The organism is Thermaerobacter subterraneus DSM 13965, from assembly GCF_000183545.2.
GTDB lineage: Bacteria > Bacillota > Sulfobacillia > Thermaerobacterales > Thermaerobacteraceae > Thermaerobacter > Thermaerobacter subterraneus.
Genome location: NZ_JH976535.1, coordinates 1771258 through 1789013 on the forward strand (window position 1 = coordinate 1771258; position 17756 = coordinate 1789013).

Here is a 17756-nt window from a genome sequence, read left to right on the forward strand (position 1 = left end):
GTCGTGTCCGCTGCGCCCACAACCCATCCTGCCGGTCCCTCCTGCTGCCCACCGGCTGCGCTATGGCGCCGGCGCCCCATGTCCGGACATTTTTGCCGTCTTCCCCGGTATTCGACAGAAGGCGCCAAAGTCTTAGTGACGCTCCCTGACGGACCCGGCTTCTTAACGGGGGTGGGGCGACGCGATCCACATCTTGAGAGCCGGGTGACGCGGCCGGCGTCTCTCCGTCGCGTTGACGCGGCCGGCTTGTTGCAGGCGGGGCCGGCTGGACGGGAACCCGGCGGGGGTTTCGAGGTTGCGGGTTGGGGGTGGCGGGTTGGGTTCAGGGCGGGCCCGGCCGGAGATGGACCTGCGGACCCGCGGCCTCATCCGCCCCGGCCGCCGCACCCTGCCCCGTGGCGGCCCCGCTGTGACCCGCCGGCTCCTGCGGCGCCGGCTGCGGCAGGCGGCCCCGGCTGGCGCCTCTCTCGGCCTCCCCCACCCGCTCCCGGGCCTCCACGGCGGCCCGCCGGCGCCGCGGCCAAAGGGGGGCCAGGATCCGGCCCGCCTGGCTTGCGGCCCGGCCGGCCAGGTCCTGCACCAGCTGCCATTCCTCCACCCCCATGGCCCTCAGGACGGCGGCGTAGACCACCCCGCCCAGGGCCGTGAGAGCAAGGACCTCCAGGGCCAGGGGGACGAACCCCACGGGCTCGCCCGCCAGGGCGGCCCGGGCCAGGTCGCCGAAGATCAGCCGGCGTGCCAGTTCGACCGCCAGGGCCATGACGGCCGTGGCGGCCAGAGCCTGCAAGGCGCCCTTGCCGACGGCCCGGTAGCTGATCTGCCCCATGCGCCGGCGGATCCGCACCATCAGCACCAGGGCACCCCACCACATGGCCACCGACGCCGCCAGGGCGATGCCGCCCTGGGCCAGGAACCGCACCAGGACCAGGTTGAGGGCGATGTTGAGCCCCATGGCCACGGCGGCGGTGGAGGCCGGGGTCCACGTGTCCCCCATGCTGTACATGGCCCGGCTGAGGAGCTCGCGCCAGGCGTAGCCGGCCAGCCCCAGCATATAAAACAGCAGGGCGAAGGCGGTCAGCTGGGTGTCGTGGAAGTCGAAGGCCCCCCGCTCGAAGACCAGCCGGGTGACCTCGATCCGCAGGAGGATCAGCCCCGCGCTGACGGGCGCCAGGACGAAGATCAGCACCCGCAGGCCGCGGTTGAGGGCGGAGCCGAAGCCCTGGCGCTCACCCCGGGCGATGCGGGTGGCCAGCTCCGGATACACGACCTGAATAATCGGAAAGGTGATCAGGCCCAGGGGCAGGCCCTGCAGCCGCTGGGCGAAGGTCAGGGCGGCGGCGCTGCCGGCGGGAAGGCCCGAGGCCAGCGCCTTGTCGACGATCTGGCTGAGCTGCACGGCCCCCGTGCCCAGCAGCACCGGCCCGGTGCGCTTCAGCACCAGCCGGAGGTCGGGGTGGCGCCAGTCCAGCACGGGCCGGTACGTAAGCCCCAGCCGCTTGAGGCCCGGCCAGAGGACCAGCACCTGGGAGGCCATGGCCACCAGGGACGCCCAGGCCACCGCCTCGATGCCGTACCAGCTGCCGAAGAAGTAGGTCCCCGCCATCATGATGAAGTTCAGGGGAATTCCCACGGCGGCCGGCGCGGTGAAGCTGCGGGCGCTGTTGTGGACCGCCTGCAGCCAGCCGTTGATCCCCATGAACAGGATGCCGGGCAGCAGGATCAGCGCCAGCTCCCGCGCCAGCAGGAAGGTCTCGCCGGTGAAGCCGGGGGCGAAGACGCGCAGCACCACGTCGACCCCCGCCATGAGCAGGGCCAGGAACACGACCAGCAGCAGCAGAAGGGCGTGGAACAGGGTCCAGGCCACCCGCTCCAGGTCGGCCATCTGGCCCCGGGCGCGGTAGTGGGCGAGCAGAGGCAGGACCACCGTGGTGATGGCCGAGCCGAAGGCGGCGAAAACCACGAAGGGGATGGACAGGGTGATGGTGTAGGCGTCCGTCACCGGGCTGGCCCCGAACACCGCCGCCAGCACCATCTCCCGGAAGAACCCGAGGATGCGGCTGATGACGCCGATGATGAAGATGATGGCTACCGATTTGGCCAGCCGCGACGACGACAAGGCCTCGCCCCCCAACACCTCCTTTTATACCATCGGCGGGGCGCCATCGGCGGGGCGCGCTCAGCTCGTGGTGCAAGAGCCGCAGCACCCAGCGTTACCCCGGGACCCCCAGGCCAGGGTCCTCAGCAACCCACAACACCGTCCCAGGCGGTTTCACCCCGCGGCGCCGTGCCCCGAAACAGGATTGGCCATCGGGCTATCCGGGTAGGCCTTGGCCGCACGGCCCTGGACGGGGTTCGGTGACCGGTTCGTCCCGCTGCCCACCCTGAGGTCGGCCCGCGGCTCGGCCAGGCGCCGCTGCCGCTCGCCCACCCGCAGCCACACGTTCTCGTGGGCGAACCCGGCGCGGATGATCCCGCCTTCCCCCACCGCCAGCACGGTGGCGGGGAGGGCTGTCGACCCGGCCTCCAGGACGTGGACCGCCCGGCCGGCTTCCACCGTCCCGCCCACCACCGGCCCCTGGACCGACACCCGCTCCCCCGCCCACAGCCGGGCGTGATAGGTCCCCGCAGGCCCGACCCGGATCGCCCCCGTCGCCTCGACGACGCCGTTGTGCACGTACCCCACCGTGGCCGTCGCTGGAGCCGGCGTCTCGAACCACTGGAGGAACGCCGCCGCCTCCCCCAGGGCGGCGATGAGCCCGGGCAGGTCGAACCCGTCCCCGACGGTGCCGGCCAGCTCGGCCAGGGGCTGCCGCAGCGCCTCGACGGGCGGGTCCAGGGGACCGCGGTGGGCAGCCAGCAGGCGGTGGACGCTCCGCGCCTGCTCCTGCACGTCGCGGAACTTCATCTCGACCAGCAACCGGACCAGCCGCCCAGGGCCAAACCGGGCGATGTCCCGGTTTTGGAAGGAGGCCGCCCCCTCCACCAGCCGCATGGCCGCCTGGACCCGCCGGCAGACCTCTTGCAACGGCTCCAACCGCCCACGCAGCCGACCGTAGAACCGCGCCCGCGCCCCCGCGACGACCCGCGCCTGGATCACCGCCCCCTCGACCGTCACGTCCCCTGCCGCCTCGAGCAAGCCGTGGTCGACCCCGCCGAAGACCTGGATCCGCCCGCCGGCCACCACCGCCGCCCCCTCGCTGACGCTGCCGGTGACGATGACGTCACCGTCGAAACGTACCGAGCCCGTCGCCGCCGTCAGGTCGCCGTCGTGGACCAGCAGAGGCACCACGTCGACGTACCAGGCGAGGCGCCCCACCCGCTGCACCACCGGCCGGCCCTGGCGCAGGGCGCGAAGCTCCTGGCGCCCGCCAGGCCCCTTGACAACGACAACCCCTTGCCCGCAGCGCACCTGGGCCGGCCGCCCGTCCCTCGCCGGAAGAACCCGGCCGTCGACGCCCCGCCCGGGCTGCCCCGGCTCCGGGGGCACGATATAGCCCACCAGGCTGCCTTCGGGGATCGAAAGCACGGCCCGACCCGAACTGCGAGCACGGCCGTCCCGAACGGGCCGCGGAGATGGCTCGGTCTGACCGGCCCGGCCCGCCGGGCCCGACAGGCCGAAGGGGTCGGGGTGCGTCGGACCCCCGGGCTCCACGGAATCCGCCTTCGGTACGGCGATCGCCAGGGGATCGGCGGCGCCAGCGGACGCGCCGTCTTCGTGCATGCCACCTGCTGCTCCGTCTTCTTCGGTCCCGGCGACCCCCGTCGCGGGCCAGGGACCGGCCTCGGCTGCCGTCTTGCGGCTCGCCGAGCCCCAGGCCCCCACCACCGCGACCAGCTTCCCGTCTCGGCCGTCCCGAGGCGGCCGACCCCGGGCCACCGTCACCGGCAGCGGCGCCCCCTCCGTCGCCACCTGGACCACCGCTTCGCTGTCGATGCCCTCGGTGACGCCGGCCTCGGCCAGGGCATCCATGATCGCCTCGACCGTCAGACCGGCCGGCGGCCGCTGCAGGGTCGCCGTCTCCAGGTGGAGCACCCGGGTGGGCCCCGCCTCCTTCAGCACCCGGAGACGAACCAGGGGCACCCGTACGCTGGCCTGCAGCCCGTCAGGGGCAAGCCGGACCTCGATGGGCGCGGCGGCGGAACCGGCGCCGGCACCGGCACCAGCACCAACACTGGCGTTGGAACCGGCACCGGTAACAGTTTCGGTAACGGAGTCTGCATGGGGGTGGGTAATGGAATCTGTAGCAGAACCGGCGGCCCAACCGGCGCCGGATGCGACCTGGGCTTCCACCCGGTCCGCCGCCGTGACCGCCACGGCCTCGTCCACGTCCGTGCCGTTGACGTTCAGCCGCACCCCGGGGCCGGGGACGAGGATGGCGGGTTCGTCCGGGGAACCGGGCAGGATCTCGAGACGGCCGTGGCGGACCCGGGCCATGGTCGGGGTTTGGACCGGGCCGGGGGTACCCGGAGCCGGCGGATCCTGCTCGGGCTGGGCACCCTCGGCCGGTGGAACCGGCCGAACCGCCAGGATCACCCGCATCAGCGGGGGCCGGATCCACCACCAGGCGAGCCGCCGGCCGGGCCGGACCACCTCCGCCCGGCGGGGCACGAGGCGCTCGGGGGGATAACCGGAGCGTTCTATGGCGCGGGCGAAGGCCTCGACGGCGTTGCGGGCCGGGACCGCGAAGGCCAGTTCTTCCATGATCCGACTACTGCCGCTCGTCGTGCCCGGCACCGGATACCGCCTCCTCCCGCTACCGCCGTTGGCAACCGGCCGTCGTCAGGTGGGGTGGTCATGGAGGGTGGTGAACGACGGAGGGCGCACCCTCTAGGCGTCGTCCGCCTCCATCTACGCGTCTTCCCCCTCATCGAGCACGATCTCGAACAGGCCGCGGCCGAAGACGTCGACGGCCCCCACGATCTCTAGCACCTCGAACACCGCCGGCCGCACTCGCACCGCCGTCACCTCGATGCCGCGGGCGGCGTAGGAGCGGAGGGCATCGACGAGAACCCCGATGCCCGTCGAGTCGATGAACTGGCACCGGCTGAGGTCGAGGACCACCGGGCCGCCGGCGTAACGCTGCAACGCGGCTGCAATCCGCTCGGCCCGCTCGAAGTCCAGGTCGCCGTTAAGGAGAAGCCGGTGACCCGAACCCGCAGGCAGTTGCAGGACGTCGTCCATGGGATTCCCCCCGTGTCAGGATCGGCTTAGGTACCAACATCGAAAACCAGCTCAACGCAGGTTCTTCCGGGAGTCGACGTGACCCGGCAATGGGACGCCATACTGACCATGAGCCAGTACCCGTGACCCCGTCCCAGGTTCCACCGGTTTCGGGGCCGCAGGAGGGCCTGGGCGAGCCGGTCAAAGGCGATACCAGGGCCGGAGTCTGTGATGACGGCATGTAATCGGGAATCGGAGGAGACCACGTCAAGCTCCCCACCGCCGGCGTAGCGAACGGCGTTGATCATCGCCTCCGCTGTAGCGACGACGACCCGTTGAATGCAGGTGGATGGATAACCCAGCTCCAGCAGCCGTTGTTGCAGACGGCGTCGAGCGATCGCGACACCCGATGGCTTGCGAAACCGGGCCCGGTAGATCCGAGAGGTTATCGCCTGGGAGTGGGAGAAATTACCCCCCCCCCCCCCGTTAACAGTTTTTTCCTCAACATCGCCGTGCTCTGTTCTGCACGAGACACTTCTCACCGGACCCCAGGGGGGCGGTGCCAACGCGTCGCCGGCAACTTCGAGCCGTCCTTGGGCCAGGAGGCGAATGATCTGGCGCTGGGCTTCGGAAAGGGGGATCCCCGCCGGCCCCCAGAGCAGGCCTAACCGGTGCCGAGTACCCAAGACGATGAACTGGACATCCGCCGCATCCGCCTCGTCACAGGAAGCGGCCCCCGGCGGATCGGTGGCGGGAGGATCGTTACCGCGGGTTCCTGGCCCGCCGGATACCCCATCGTCCCGGAAAGAAATCCACGTCAGGCGGTCGCCGTCATACCAGCAACACGCCGTCAGCACAGCTTGAGACTCTTCGAGAAACACTTTGTGCGACACTGATCATCACCACCGTCACATCGTCTTGCAACGTACGGTGGACGGCCAGCGAACGAATCTTGCCAAGCAACGCCTGCAGACGCTCTGGTTGCGGACTGAGCCCCAATCGGTTCAGAACGCCCGCCACTTCATTGGAGCGGCCGGCGCCACGGCGCCCAAGCAGCAGTTCACCAAGGCCATCCGAGTAGAACAGCACCACGTCCCCAGGTTCAAGCCGCGTCTCGATCTGGACTACGGACCCGATCCCCGCCTGAAGTCCCAGGGCGGTACCCCCTCCCCGGCTCAAGGGACGCCATCCTTTGTGGTGCCAGAGGATCGGGCCGTCGTGGCCGGCGAGCCAAGCCCGAAGGGTTCCATTGCCTGGGTCAAGATGGGCCATGACCAAGGTCGCCAAGGCACGTGCCCGATGGAGGTCCGGTGCGAAACGCAGGTCAAGGCGGCGAATGACTTCCTCACCGACCACCTGGCGAGCCCACACCTCCCTGACCAGAGAGAGAAGCATGGAAGCCAACATGGCCGCCGCCACACCTTTCCCCATGACGTCCCCCAAGACCAGCGCCCACCCTCCGCCGGGGAACCGTACATAGTCATAGAGATCACCCCCGACGAACTTGGCCGGCAAGCTCAGGCCGGCCACCTCAATCCCCTCGTGACGCAGAACCGGCGGGGGGAGGAATGCCTCCTGCAACCGCCGAGCCAACTGCATATCCCGGGTAAGGGTATCCAGTCGCTGGCTCAGGTCGTCGCGCAGGGCCGCATTTTCCAGGGCGAGACCGAACTGCCGGCTGATGAAGGTTACCAACTCCAATTCCGCCTCGGTATATTCGGGCCCGGCCAGGCGGCCTGCGGCCAGGACGGCGGAGCACGAGTCGCCACCGAAGAACACGGGGACGAGCAGAAGCGACGAGAGACCGAGGCGGCCGAGTTCTTCCCGGTCCCGGGGCCGGTGCACCGAGAGCCGGCCGGGACGGCCCGTGGTGGCCACCCGCCTAGTCACCCGGCTGCGCCACAGCTTCCGGCCGTCCAAGCCGTCATCCCAGATCCCACGGTCGCGCTCGGTGAAGAGCAGTGCCACCCCGTCGGAGCGGCTGAGCTGCTGGGTCAGGGCCAGGAGCCGTCCGATGAGTTCCGGTGTCGGCAGAGGTCCACCAAGGGCGACCGCCGCACGGTGGAACGCAGTAAGCTTGGCCAGGGCCTGGGCCTCTTCGTGGTGTTGCTGCTCCTTTTCGGTAACCTGCCGAATGTGGGCGGACAGAGTGGCGATCGCCCTGGCCATGGCGGGTTGCGGTGGCCAGACGAACACCCAGGCAGGCGGCGAATCTCCCGAGGCCCTCCGCTCCGTGCGGAACGCGGTCGGACCCCGGGTGCTGGTCCCACCACCGGCAGGAGCAACACCATCGGTGTGGTGGTCTGCTATGATCTGCGCCCAGCCCCACATCCCGTTACTCCCGGTGGATAAGTCCGCTGGGGCTTCATCAAGGGAAAGACCGGCGCCGGGCATGGCATCCATTCGACCGCCCGCATGGTACCCCTGCAGAGTGAGCTTGTGAAGAATTTCCTCGCCTCCCGCCCGGGTGAGGATCAGTCCATCGGCCGCCACCAGTAAGGCCACGACCTGCTTTTCGCGGGCCAGCTCCAACTGCTGACAGGCCGTGGCAAAGGCGGTGATCCAGGAGCGGTATGTGCGGGAATAGGCGATCAGGGTCTCGGCCGCATGTGGGGCGGCATCACAGCCCTTGTGCCGGGCCAAGGCCCGGGCGGCGGCGGTGATGTCTTCGGCGCTGAGGTCGCATACGGCTGCATCAAGGGACCGGGCTGCTAGGGCCATAGCCCGCCGTGGGTCACCGGTGCGCAAAGCGTGGTCTGCGTAGAGCCGCCAGAAGAGGCTGGCGTGCTCGGGCAGGATCGACCGCTCGAGGCGGGCAATGCCCCTGGCGGCCCGCTCCGTCTCGCCTAGGGCGAGGCGGGCGGCGATGAGCTGGAGGGTGGCGAACTGGCGGTGGGGCGTACCGGCGTGGCGGGCCTGCCAGGCGGCGCGGGAGGCCCAGGTCAAGGCCCTGGTGGGACGGCGCAGCTCCAGATACACCGTAGCCAGGTTTCCTGCCACCTCGACCCGAAGTTCCGAAACGTAGCGGCGGTTCCTCATCAAGCGCCATGCTCGCAACAAGGCGTGGGCCGCGGGCCGGTACCGCCCGGACGCGAAATGGACGGTGCCGAGGATGTTCCAAACCATGGCCCGCTGGTCTGGGACCAGGTCGTCGCCCTGCAGGAGACGCTGCAGGACCGAAGCAGCCCCCTCAAGGTCGCCGATGAGCCGGTACGCTAGGGCCAGGTTCAGCTGCGTTCCTGCCTGTGCCTCGGCACCGAGGCGGTACTTGAACGCCATGTCGCTGGCCCGTTGAAAGCAGTTCAAGGCGGTCAGGCCGTCCCGCTCATCCATGGCCTGGAGGCCGCGCTCGACAAGCCGGCGCATGGAGGCCGCGTGAAGGGCCCTGTCGGCGTTGACGTCAGCGGTCGGGATCGTGCCTGGATGACGCCTCCCCACAATCATGCCCTCCGCGACATCAGGTAACGGGCCGCGCGGGAATGGGCGGAGCGGCCGGGTTCGTGCTCCCGACCGCCCGCCCCCATGCCCCCTTGCCCTTACTTATTGGGGCCGGCGTTATCCGCCGCGTCAGGCCAGATCGCCTCCTGGCGATCGTGAATCGGCTTTACCACGGGCGCCGCCGGCGTACCCCAATCGACCTGAATGTCGTAGAAGTCTGCCGGGCTCGCGAAGGAAGGCCGCCAGGGGCTGGCCATCATCTTCGCCTCGCTCGTCCCGCCCGTACCGGCCAGCAGGAACGCCGCCACGCCGGCACCAACCAGCCACTTCACCAGCCGCTTCACCGGTATCCCCCCTTTCTCTCCCGCCGCCGAACCGCTCCGGGCGTTCACGGCGCCTCGTGCCGTCCTTCACCGGACGCCATGGGGGCGGATCGCCGGTCGCCGCGGGGCCGGTTCGCCCCCCCTTGCGGCCACCGGGCCTCCCCCCTGCCCCGTTCGGCCCGGCCCGCTACGGCTCGAGCCCCGCCGCGGCATCGCGGGCGGTCGCCATCATGCCGACGAACACCTCCGCCAGGTAGGGGTCGAACTGGCGCCCGGCGTTGCGCTCGATCTCCGCCACGGCCATGTCGACGGTGATCACCTGCCGGTGGTAGGGGCGCCCGCCCACCATGGCGTCGAAGGCGTCGGCCACCGCCAGGATGCGGGCGGCCGGCGGGATGGCAGGGCCTGCCAGGCCGTCGGGATAACCACCGCCGTCCCACCGCTCGTGGTGGGAACGGACCCAGGCCGCCACCGTGGGCACCCCGGCCACCCGCCGGGCCAGCTGCTCGCTGACCAGGGGGTGGCGCCGGATCAGCTCCCACTCCTCCGCATCGAGCCGGCCCGGCTTGTGGAGGATCCGCGGATCCACCGCCAGCTTGCCGGTGTCGTGGAGGATCCCGGCCAGGTTGAGGAGGCGCAGGGACTCCCCCCGCCATCCCACCCGCCGGGCCAGGCGGCAGGCCAGGGCGGCCACCCGCCGGCTATGCCGGTAGGTCAGGTCGTCGTACAGGGCCAGGACGGTGAGGAGCTGCCGGATGGCCGCGGGCCCCGTCCGGCGCAGGCTGTCCCCGAAGGTGCGGACGGTGTAGGACTCCAGGGCGGCCGGTTCGTCCAGGAGGTCGAACCGGCCCGCCGCGGCCGCCTCGGCCAGGGTCGCCGCCGACTCGCGGACCATGAAGACCGTATCCTCGACGGCGGCGGCCTGCGCGCCGGGCGTATCCCCTTCTCCCCGGGACGAACCGGCTGGATCCCTCCGCGGGTGGGGATGCCAGGATGAACCCCGGTGCTCAGGGTGTGCCGCTTCGCCGGAACCGCCTCCTCGACGGACCACCTCGTCCCCTCCCATCCCGGCGGGGTCCGGGGAGCCGGGGGCTCGGAACGCCGCGTCCCCCAGTTCCACTGCGCCGCTCCTGACGGCATCTGGCCCCGCCTGCCGGCTGCAGACCCATCATTTGTAAACCACATTAAGGGGGTCCCCTGGGAACATCAACGGAATTGTCCTGGGACCTGGGACCTGTCTTTCGGGCGGAAGATGCGTCACGGGTCCCAGATCAGGGCGCCGGACCTGGCGCGGGCCGGGCTCACGGCCCGGTCCCCCCGCCTGCGCCCTCACCGATCCGCGCCGTGGGATCCAGGCTGGGACGCAGGAGCACGATCTCCACCCGCCGGTTCCGGGCGCGGTTGGCGGCGCTTGTGTTGGGGTAGCGGGGGCGCCACTCGCCGTAACCGGCGGCCGCCAGGCGCCGCGGGTCGAGCCCGGCTTGCTCGGCCAGGTAGCGCACCACCGTGGTGGCTCGCGCCGTCGACAGCTCCCAGTTGGAGGGGTAGCGGCCGCTGCGGATGGGCAGGTTGTCGGTGTGCCCTTCCACCAGGATGGTTCCCGGCACCTGGGCCAGGATCGGCGCCAGGCGGCGCAGGAGGTCCCGCCCCTCCGGTCGCAGTTCGGCCCGGCCCAGGTCGAAGAAGACCTGGTCGTCGAAGATGATGGCGACGCCCCGTTCGGTCAGCCGGGCCGACGCCCGGCCGCCCAGGCCCGCCTCCCGCAGCGCCTCGTTGACCCGTTCCACCAGCCCCTCCATCCGTTCCCGCTCCTCCGCCGACATGGGCGGCACCGCGGTACCGGCTCCCTGGCCGGGGGACGGCAGGCCGGGAAGGCCGGGCCATTCCCCGGACGGTTCACCGGAACCTTCGCCGGGTGCTTCCGGGGAGCCGGCAGGTGGAAGGGCGGGCGGGTAGGGCTGGCCCGTATCGCGGTTGAGGCCGTCCAGCACTTTGCGGGCGTCGGGCGAAATCCCCTCCGTATCGATCAGGGTCTCGCCGGCCGTGGCAAAGGCGGCCCGCAGGGAGGCGGCCAGGGCCTGGTAGCGGGCGGCGTTGACCTCGGACATGGCGTACATCACCACGAAGAAGGCCAGAAGGAGGGTGATGAGGTCGGCATAGGTGAGCAGCCAGCGCGTGGAACCGGCCCCGTCGTGGCCGCCTCCCCCGCCGCCGTGGCCGTCCCCGGGACCGCTCCCGGCCCCGTGACCGCGGCCGCCGCCGGCGCGACCCCGGACCCGGCGGGCGCCGCCCCGGCCCTCCCGCCCGCCGGCGGGGCCGGTTCCTCCGCCGGATCCCAGGCCGCCCGACCCCAGCCCGCTGGATGCCAGACCCCCGCTGCGGACTCCCCCGCTCATCAGTCACCCACCCCGGCCATCCGGGCGCCCGCCTCGCCCCGGGTGCCGCTCCGCCCGGAGGCCCCTTCGGCGGCGGTACCGGTCCCGCCCTTGCCTTCCTTGCCCCCGGCGCCGGCGGCCAGGAAGGCCTCCAGCTTTTCGCGGACGATCATGGGGTTGTCCCCGTTCTGGATGGAGAGGATGCCTTCCACCACCATGCGCCGCAGCTCGGCCTCGGCCTGGACGTTGGCCTTGATCTTGCTGGCCAGCGGCAGCCAGAGCAGGTTGGCGCTGGCGATGCCGTAGAAGGTGGCCATGAAGGCGACGGCGATGGCGGGGCCCAGGGACGAAGTGTCTTCGAGGTTTCCCAGGACGTGGATCAGGCCCAGGACGGTGCCGATGATCCCCATGGTGGGGGCGTAGCCGCCCGCCGTCTCCAGGACCCCCGCCGCCACCAGGTAATGGCGCTGCTCGGCCTGGAGGGCGTTTTCCATGACCTCTTCCACCATCTCGGGGTCGGCCCCGTCGATGACGAACTGCAGCCCCTTGGCGAAGAAGGGGTCGTCCAGGTTCTTGCGCTCTTCTTCCAGCGAAAGCAGGCCTTCCCGGCGGGCTTGTTGGGCCAGGGAGACCAGCTTCTCGATCAGGGCGCCGGGCTGCAGCTTGGGCGCCCGCAGGGCGTAGGCGATGGCCCCGGGGACCAGCAGGACGTTGTGCAGCCCGGCGCTGGCCAGCGTGGCAGCCAGGGTGCCGCCGAAGACCAGCAGGCTGGCCGACGGGTTGAGCAACTGGTCCAGACGGCCGCCTTCCATCACGTTGGCGATGAGGACCACCGCGATGCCGGCGATGAGCCCGATGACGGTTCCCAGATCCACAGGCCACTCCCCCGTTCGTCCGATCAGTCCCGGTTATCGGTAGGGAGCGGCAGGAGTTGACCGGTTGACGCGGCTGCCAGATGATAGCAGGCAGGTACCGGACAGGCCCGCGGGACCGGTCCGGGTCCAAGGGGCGGCAGGCGCCGGTCCGGCGCCCGGCGAAGTCCCATTCCGGGGAGGGCACCCGGTGGCCCGAAGTCACACCACCAGCGACGACATCCTCTTCACCGGCACGCAGGCCGCCGGTAAGGCCGGCCGGCGCGGCCGGGGACTGGCCGCCCAGGGCGTGGCGGCGGCGACCCTCATCATTGCCCTTTTGACCGCCGCCAGCCGGGTGCTGGGCTTCGTGCGGGAGGCCGTCTATGCCTCGGTTTTCGGTGCCAGCCCGGAGCTGGACGCCTTCCTGGTGGCCCAGGGCGTGCCCAACCTGATTCTTGGGCTGGTTTCCACCGCCATCGCCACCGCCGCCACGCCGGTGCTGGCCGGCCTGGTCGCCTCCGGGCAGCGGGACCAGGCCGGGCGGACCTTCAGCCGGCTGGCCACCATGGTGCTGCTGGTGGTGGTGCCCGGGCTCGTGCTTCTGGGCGTGCTGGCCGAGCCCGTGGTGCGGGTGATGGCGCCGGGGTTCGGCCCCCACCAGGTGCGCCTGGCCGCCGGGCTCACCCGCATCCTGCTCGTCGCTTCCTTATTTGTAACGGGGATGAACCTGCTGACCGGGCTTTTGCACGCCCACCGGCGGTTCACCGGGCCGGCCTTCACCGGGATCCCCTTCAACCTGGTGATGATCGCCGCCGCCGTCCTTTTCGGCGCCCGGTACGGCCCCTGGGCCCTGGCAGTGGGCTTCACCGTGGGCTCCCTGCTGCGGGTGCTGGTGCAGCTGCCCGAGGCCCGGGGAGTCGGCTTCCGCCAGCGGTGGGAAGTCCGCCTGGACGACCCCGGCCTGCGGGCCATCGCCGCGCTCCTGCCCCCCCTCTTCCTCAGTGCCGCGGTCACCGAGGTCAACGTGTTCGTCGACCGGATGGTGGGGTCGACCCTGGGCGAGGGGATCATCTCCGCCCTCAACTATGCGTTCCGGGTGGTCACCCTCCCCCACGGCCTGCTGGCCATGGCCCTGGTGCAGGCGCTGTACCCTTCCCTGGGCGCCGTGGCGGCACCCGGGACCGGCAACGAGGCCGCCTTCCGGCGGCTGCTCCAGCAGGGCATGGGCATGCTGATGGTGGTCCTGGCGCCCATGACCGTGGCCCTTCTGGTCCTGCGGGATCCCATCGTGGCCTTCGTGTACGGGCGCGGCAGCTTCGACGCCCGCGACGCGGCCCTGACGGCCCTGGCCCTGGCTGCCTACGGCCTCGGCCTGGTGCCCATGGCCCTGCGGGACCTGGCCACCCGCGCCCTGTACGCCCGCCGGGACAGCCGCACCCCCGCCCTGGTGGCGGTGGCGGCCATGGCGGTCAACGTGGCGGGCGACGTGGTGCTGGGCCGCTGGCTGGGGATCACGGGCCTGGCCCTGGCCACCACCCTGTCCTTCACCACGGGGCTGGTGCTTCTGCTGGGACATCTGCACCACCGCCAGCGGGCGCTGGACCTGGCGGACCTGCTGGCCCGGGCCGGCCGGGTGGCGGTGGCGGCGGTGGCGAGCGCTGGGGTGATGCAGGCGGCCTACCGGCTGCTGCTGGCGCGGTGGGAGGTTCCGGTGGCCGCCCTGGGGGCGGGGACGGCAGGGGCCGTGGTCGAACTGGCCCTGGTCGCCCTGCCCGGGGCCGCCGGTTGCCTGGCGTACCTGGCCGTGCTGCTGCTGCTGCGGGCGCCCGAGATCGGCGAGCTCTATGGGGCGGGGCGGCGCCTCCTGGGACGGATCAGCCTAGTACGGTGATTCTGTTGAACGCCCGCGCGCCGCGCCCTGACGCGGGGTGGTGCCCAGGGGTACGGGTCACGGGCCCTCCACCGGCACGCCCGGCCGCCAGCGGGCCGGCGCCCGGTCCCCGCTTGGTCGCCGCCGCCGGCCCCGTTACACGTAATGGCAGGCCGCCCAGTGGCCCGGCGCCTGCTCGACCAGGGCCGGTTCTTCCGCCCGGCAGCGCTCGGTGGCCAGCGGGCAGCGGGTGTGGAACCGGCAGCCCCGGGGCGGGTTCACCGGGCTGGGCAGCTCGCCCCGGAGCTCGATGCGCTCCCGCGCAGGCGCCAGCGGGTGGGGCCGCGGGATGGCGGCCAGCAGGGCCCGGGTGTACGGGTGCAGGGGCCGGCGGAAGAGCTCCCCGGCGGGCGCCACCTCCACCAGCTTGCCCAGGTACATGACCCCCACGCGGTCGCTGATGTGCCGCACCACCCCAAGGTCGTGGGAGATGAAAAGGTAGGTCAGCCCCAGCCGCTGCTGCAGCTCCAGGAGCAGGTTGAGGATCTGAGCCCGCACCGACACGTCCAGGGCCGAGACGGCCTCGTCGCACACCAGAAACTCGGGCTCCGGCGCCAGGGCCCGGGCGATGCCGATCCGCTGCCGCTGGCCGCCGGAGAAGTGATGCGGGTAACGGGTGGCGTGCTGGGGGCTGAGGCCCACCAGCTCCAGCAGCTCGCCCACCCGCCGGCGGCGGTCCGCCTTCGACCCCAGGCCGTGGATCAACAGGGGCTCGCCGATGAGCTCCCCCACGGTCATCCGGGGGTTCAGGGAGGCGAAGGGATCCTGGAAGACGATCTGCATCCGGCGCCGCAGCCGGCGCAGCCGGGATGCCGGCAGGCGGGCCAGGTTCTCCCCCGCGAACCAGACCTCCCCCTCCGTCGGCTCCTGCAGGCGCAGGACCAGCCGGCCGGTGGTCGACTTGCCGCAGCCCGACTCGCCCACCAGGCTGAAGACCTCGCCGCGGTGGATGGAAAAACTCACCCCGTCGACGGCGCGGACGCTGAGCCGCCGGCCCAGCAGGCCCCCGGCCAGGGGGAACTCCTTGCGCAGGTTCACGGCCCTTACCAGGGGTTCACCGGCCGGGGGTGCCCCGGCCTCCGGGGCCGCGGCGGGCGCCGGGACCGCTCGGGGCACCGCCGCCCCTTCCGCAGGCCACCGGGCGGAGGCCTCGCCTGGTGCCGGGGCGGCTGCAGCTCCGGCGGGCAGCCGGGCGGGAGCCTCGCCGGGCGCCGCGGCGGCTGCAGCCTCAGAGGGCACCCGGGCGGGGTCGTGGCGGGCGACCCTTTCCCTTCGGTTCACCGGTGACCACCTCCATCAGGCGTCGCGGCCGGTCCCCGCGGGGCGGAAGCGGAAAACCCGCCGTCCGCGCCCTCGCCGGCGGCCAGGCCGTCCCACAGGCAATCTCCTCCTGTCCCCGCGGCCGCGCCCTCGGGCACCACGCCCTCAAGGCGCAGCTCACCCGCCCGGTGGCAGGCCACGCCCCCGGCCAGCACGGGCACCTCCCGGTGGCAGCGTTCGACCGCGTAGGGGCAGCGGGGGGCGAAGGCGCAGCCGGGCGGCAGCTGGGCCGGGTGGGGCACCGCCCCCGCCATGGCCCGCAGGGGCGTCTTGGGCGCTGCCGCCAGCGGCAGGGACTGCAGCAGGCCCTCGGTGTAGGGGTGGCCCGGCCGGTCGAAGAGATCCGCCACCGTCGCCTTCTCCACGATCCGGCCGGCGTACATCACCGCCACCCGGTGGCACATCTCCGCCACCACGCCCAGGTCGTGGGTGATGAGCAGGATGGCGGTGCCCGTCTCCTCCTGCAGGGCCTTCATCAGGTCGAGGATCTGGGCCTGGACGGTGACGTCCAGCGCGGTGGTTGGCTCGTCGGCGATCAGCACCCGCGGGCGGCAGGCCATGGCCATGGCGATCATCACCCGCTGCCGCATGCCGCCCGAGAGCTGATGGGGGTACTGGAGGGCCCGGCGCTCCGGCTCGGGGATGCCGGCCCGTTCCAGGAGCTCCACCGCGCGGCGGCGGGCGGCACCGGCCGGCGTCCCGTGGAGGATCAGGGCCTCGGCGATCTGGGCGCCCACGGTCATCACGGGGTTCAAGGAGGTCATCGGCTCCTGGAAGATCATCGCCATCTCCTGGCCCCGAACCCGCCGCCAGTGGGACTCGGGCTGGGCGAGCAGGTTCTTCCCGTTGAGGAGGACCTCGCCCCGCACCTGGGCCCCCGGCGGCAGCAGGCCCATGAGGGCCAGGGCGGTGACGCTCTTGCCGCTGCCCGACTCCCCCACCAGCCCCAGGACCTCACCGGCGTAGAGGTCGAAGTCGATCCCCCCGACGGCCCGGGCGGGGCCGGCCGGGGTGGGAAAGGTCACTTCCAGGCCACGTACTTCGAGAACCACCAAGGGTCGTTCACCTCCCGTGCCGGGCCCTGGGGGTGCGGGGCCTGGCGATCCGGCCGGCCGGGACCGGCCCGCGGCGGCCCGGCCCGAAGCGCGCCACGGCCGCAACGGGCCGGACCGCATCGCGGCCGCCACGGGCAGGACGGCGCCCGGGGCGGGACGGCCGGGACCGGACGAGGGCCCCGGAGCCGCGGCGGCGGGGCCGCGGCCCGTAACCGGCGCCGGGGCGGGCAGCGGCGCCCAGGGCGGCCGGGCGCCGGACCGTACCTTCCGGCGTCTTGCGCGCCGGGCCGGCCCCCTGCCGGCGCCTACGCATCGCGCGGGTCCAGCACGTCGCGCAGGCCGTTGCCCAGCACGTTGAAGCAGAGCACGGTGAGCAGGATGGCGGCGCCCGGGTAGATGGCTAGCATGGGCTGGGTCCACATGTACACCTGGGCGTTCTTCAGCATGTTGCCCCACGAGGCGTCGGGCGGCTGGATGCCCAGGCCCAGGTAGCTCAGGCCGCTTTCCGCCAGCACCGCCCACCCCACCGCCAGTGACAGCAGGGCCAGCAGCGAGGGGACCACCTGGGGAAACAGGTGCCGCCAGATGATGCGGGCCGGCGAGGCGCCCAGGGCCACCTCCGCCTCGATGAACTCCCGCTCCCGCCACTTGAGGAACTCGGCGTACACCAACCGCGCCACGGGCATCCAGTAGTTCAGCCCGATCACCGCCACCACCACCGCCGGCGAATCGCCGAACACCGCCAGCTCGGCGACGATTAAGAAATACGAAGGGATCGCCATCATGGCGTCGACCAAGCGCATCAGCACCGTTTCGACCCAGCCGCGGTAGAACCCGGCCAGGGCGCCCACCAAGGTGCCAACCCCCAGGGCGATGGCGGCCGCCAAGGCGGCCACGGTCAGGGTGATGCGCCCACCCGCCAGTATGCGGGCCAGCATGTCGCGGCCCAGCTCATCGGTGCCGAGCCAGTGGCCGGGGCTGGGCGGCGCCAGGCTGGCCGCAGGATCCGTGGCGTCGGGGTCAAGCCCCAGCAGGGGCGGCAAGGCCCACACCAGGATGTAGAGCAGAAGGAGCACGGCGGCGGCGGCCAGCAGGGCGGGGCGGCGGCGGACCCGGGCGACGAACCCCTCGGCGTCGGGCTGCAGGGCCTCGGCGGCTGCGCGGGCACCGGGCTCGCCGGGCGCCAGCCCGCCGGTGGCGCCGGCGCCCGGTGGCGGCGACCCGGCGGGACCGGCGCCGGCCCGCGGTGCGACGCGGGGGGCGGGGCGCGGCTCGGGAACCGAAACGGTCATCGTCTTCC

13 protein-coding genes are annotated in these 17756 nt (G+C 72.2%); 1 reads left to right on the plus strand and 12 read right to left on the minus strand.

The features are described 5' to 3' along the window. Positions 1-322: 322 nt before the first annotated feature. From murJ (THESUDRAFT_RS07295) to THESUDRAFT_RS07330, 9 genes are all read right to left on the minus strand, one after another. Positions 323-2116 carry a murein biosynthesis integral membrane protein MurJ gene (gene murJ / locus THESUDRAFT_RS07295; RefSeq protein ID WP_006904126.1) on the minus strand — a complete coding sequence of 598 codons (1794 nt, stop codon included), beginning with the start codon at positions 2114-2116 and terminating at the stop codon, positions 323-325. Positions 2117-2269: 153 nt separating this feature from the next. Next, positions 2270-4735, minus strand: coding sequence for a FapA family protein (locus tag THESUDRAFT_RS07300; protein WP_006904127.1), 2466 nt, complete (start codon positions 4733-4735; stop codon positions 2270-2272). Positions 4736-4849: 114 nt separating this feature from the next. Continuing rightward, on the minus strand, positions 4850-5182 hold the full coding sequence (locus THESUDRAFT_RS07305; RefSeq protein ID WP_006904128.1) for an STAS domain-containing protein: 333 nt from the start codon (positions 5180-5182) through the stop codon (positions 4850-4852). 26 nt (positions 5183-5208) lie between these two features. Beyond that, the gene (locus tag THESUDRAFT_RS15285) at positions 5209-6054 is read right to left on the minus strand and encodes an ATP-binding protein (protein ID WP_006904129.1); all 846 of its coding nucleotides are present in this window, start codon (positions 6052-6054) and stop codon (positions 5209-5211) included. After that, complete coding sequence (locus THESUDRAFT_RS07310) at positions 5993-8494, minus strand: SpoIIE family protein phosphatase (RefSeq protein WP_169328714.1); 2502 nt, start codon at positions 8492-8494, stop codon at positions 5993-5995. Before THESUDRAFT_RS07310 ends, THESUDRAFT_RS15285 begins: the two co-directional genes overlap by 62 nt. Before the next feature lie 203 nt (positions 8495-8697). Continuing rightward, a complete protein-coding gene (locus THESUDRAFT_RS07315) occupies positions 8698-8943 on the minus strand; it encodes a hypothetical protein (RefSeq protein ID WP_006904131.1) in 246 nt (81 codons plus the stop codon). Between the two features lie 166 nt (positions 8944-9109). Further along, positions 9110-9973 (minus strand): HD-GYP domain-containing protein, encoded by an 864-nt coding sequence (locus THESUDRAFT_RS07320; protein WP_242823272.1) that lies wholly within the window; start codon positions 9971-9973, stop codon positions 9110-9112. A 250-nt stretch (positions 9974-10223) separates the two neighbouring features. Continuing rightward, positions 10224-11318, minus strand: a complete 1095-nt coding sequence (locus THESUDRAFT_RS07325; protein WP_006904132.1) for a flagellar motor protein MotB — start codon at positions 11316-11318, stop codon at positions 10224-10226. Beyond that, positions 11318-12172, minus strand: coding sequence for a flagellar motor protein (locus tag THESUDRAFT_RS07330; protein ID WP_006904133.1), 855 nt, complete (start codon positions 12170-12172; stop codon positions 11318-11320). The genes THESUDRAFT_RS07325 and THESUDRAFT_RS07330 overlap by 1 nt, the downstream gene beginning before the upstream one ends. A 187-nt stretch (positions 12173-12359) precedes the next feature. On the opposite strand from THESUDRAFT_RS07330, the gene murJ (THESUDRAFT_RS07335) reads away from it, so the two are divergent. Next, positions 12360-14042 (plus strand): murein biosynthesis integral membrane protein MurJ, encoded by a 1683-nt coding sequence (gene murJ, locus THESUDRAFT_RS07335; RefSeq protein ID WP_006904134.1) that lies wholly within the window; start codon positions 12360-12362, stop codon positions 14040-14042. Between the two features lie 135 nt (positions 14043-14177). On the opposite strand, the gene THESUDRAFT_RS07340 is transcribed toward murJ (THESUDRAFT_RS07335), so the two are convergent. The 3 genes from THESUDRAFT_RS07340 to THESUDRAFT_RS07350 form a co-directional block, all read right to left on the minus strand. Next, positions 14178-15362: an ABC transporter ATP-binding protein gene (locus THESUDRAFT_RS07340; RefSeq protein ID WP_006904135.1), complete on the minus strand. Its 1185-nt coding sequence runs from the start codon at positions 15360-15362 to the stop codon at positions 14178-14180. After that, positions 15359-16456, minus strand: coding sequence for an ABC transporter ATP-binding protein (locus tag THESUDRAFT_RS07345; RefSeq protein WP_006904136.1), 1098 nt, complete (start codon positions 16454-16456; stop codon positions 15359-15361). Before THESUDRAFT_RS07345 ends, THESUDRAFT_RS07340 begins: the two co-directional genes overlap by 4 nt. Positions 16457-16761: 305 nt before the next feature. Continuing rightward, positions 16762-17748 (minus strand): ABC transporter permease, encoded by a 987-nt coding sequence (locus THESUDRAFT_RS07350; protein ID WP_006904137.1) that lies wholly within the window; start codon positions 17746-17748, stop codon positions 16762-16764. Positions 17749-17756 lie beyond the last annotated feature (8 nt).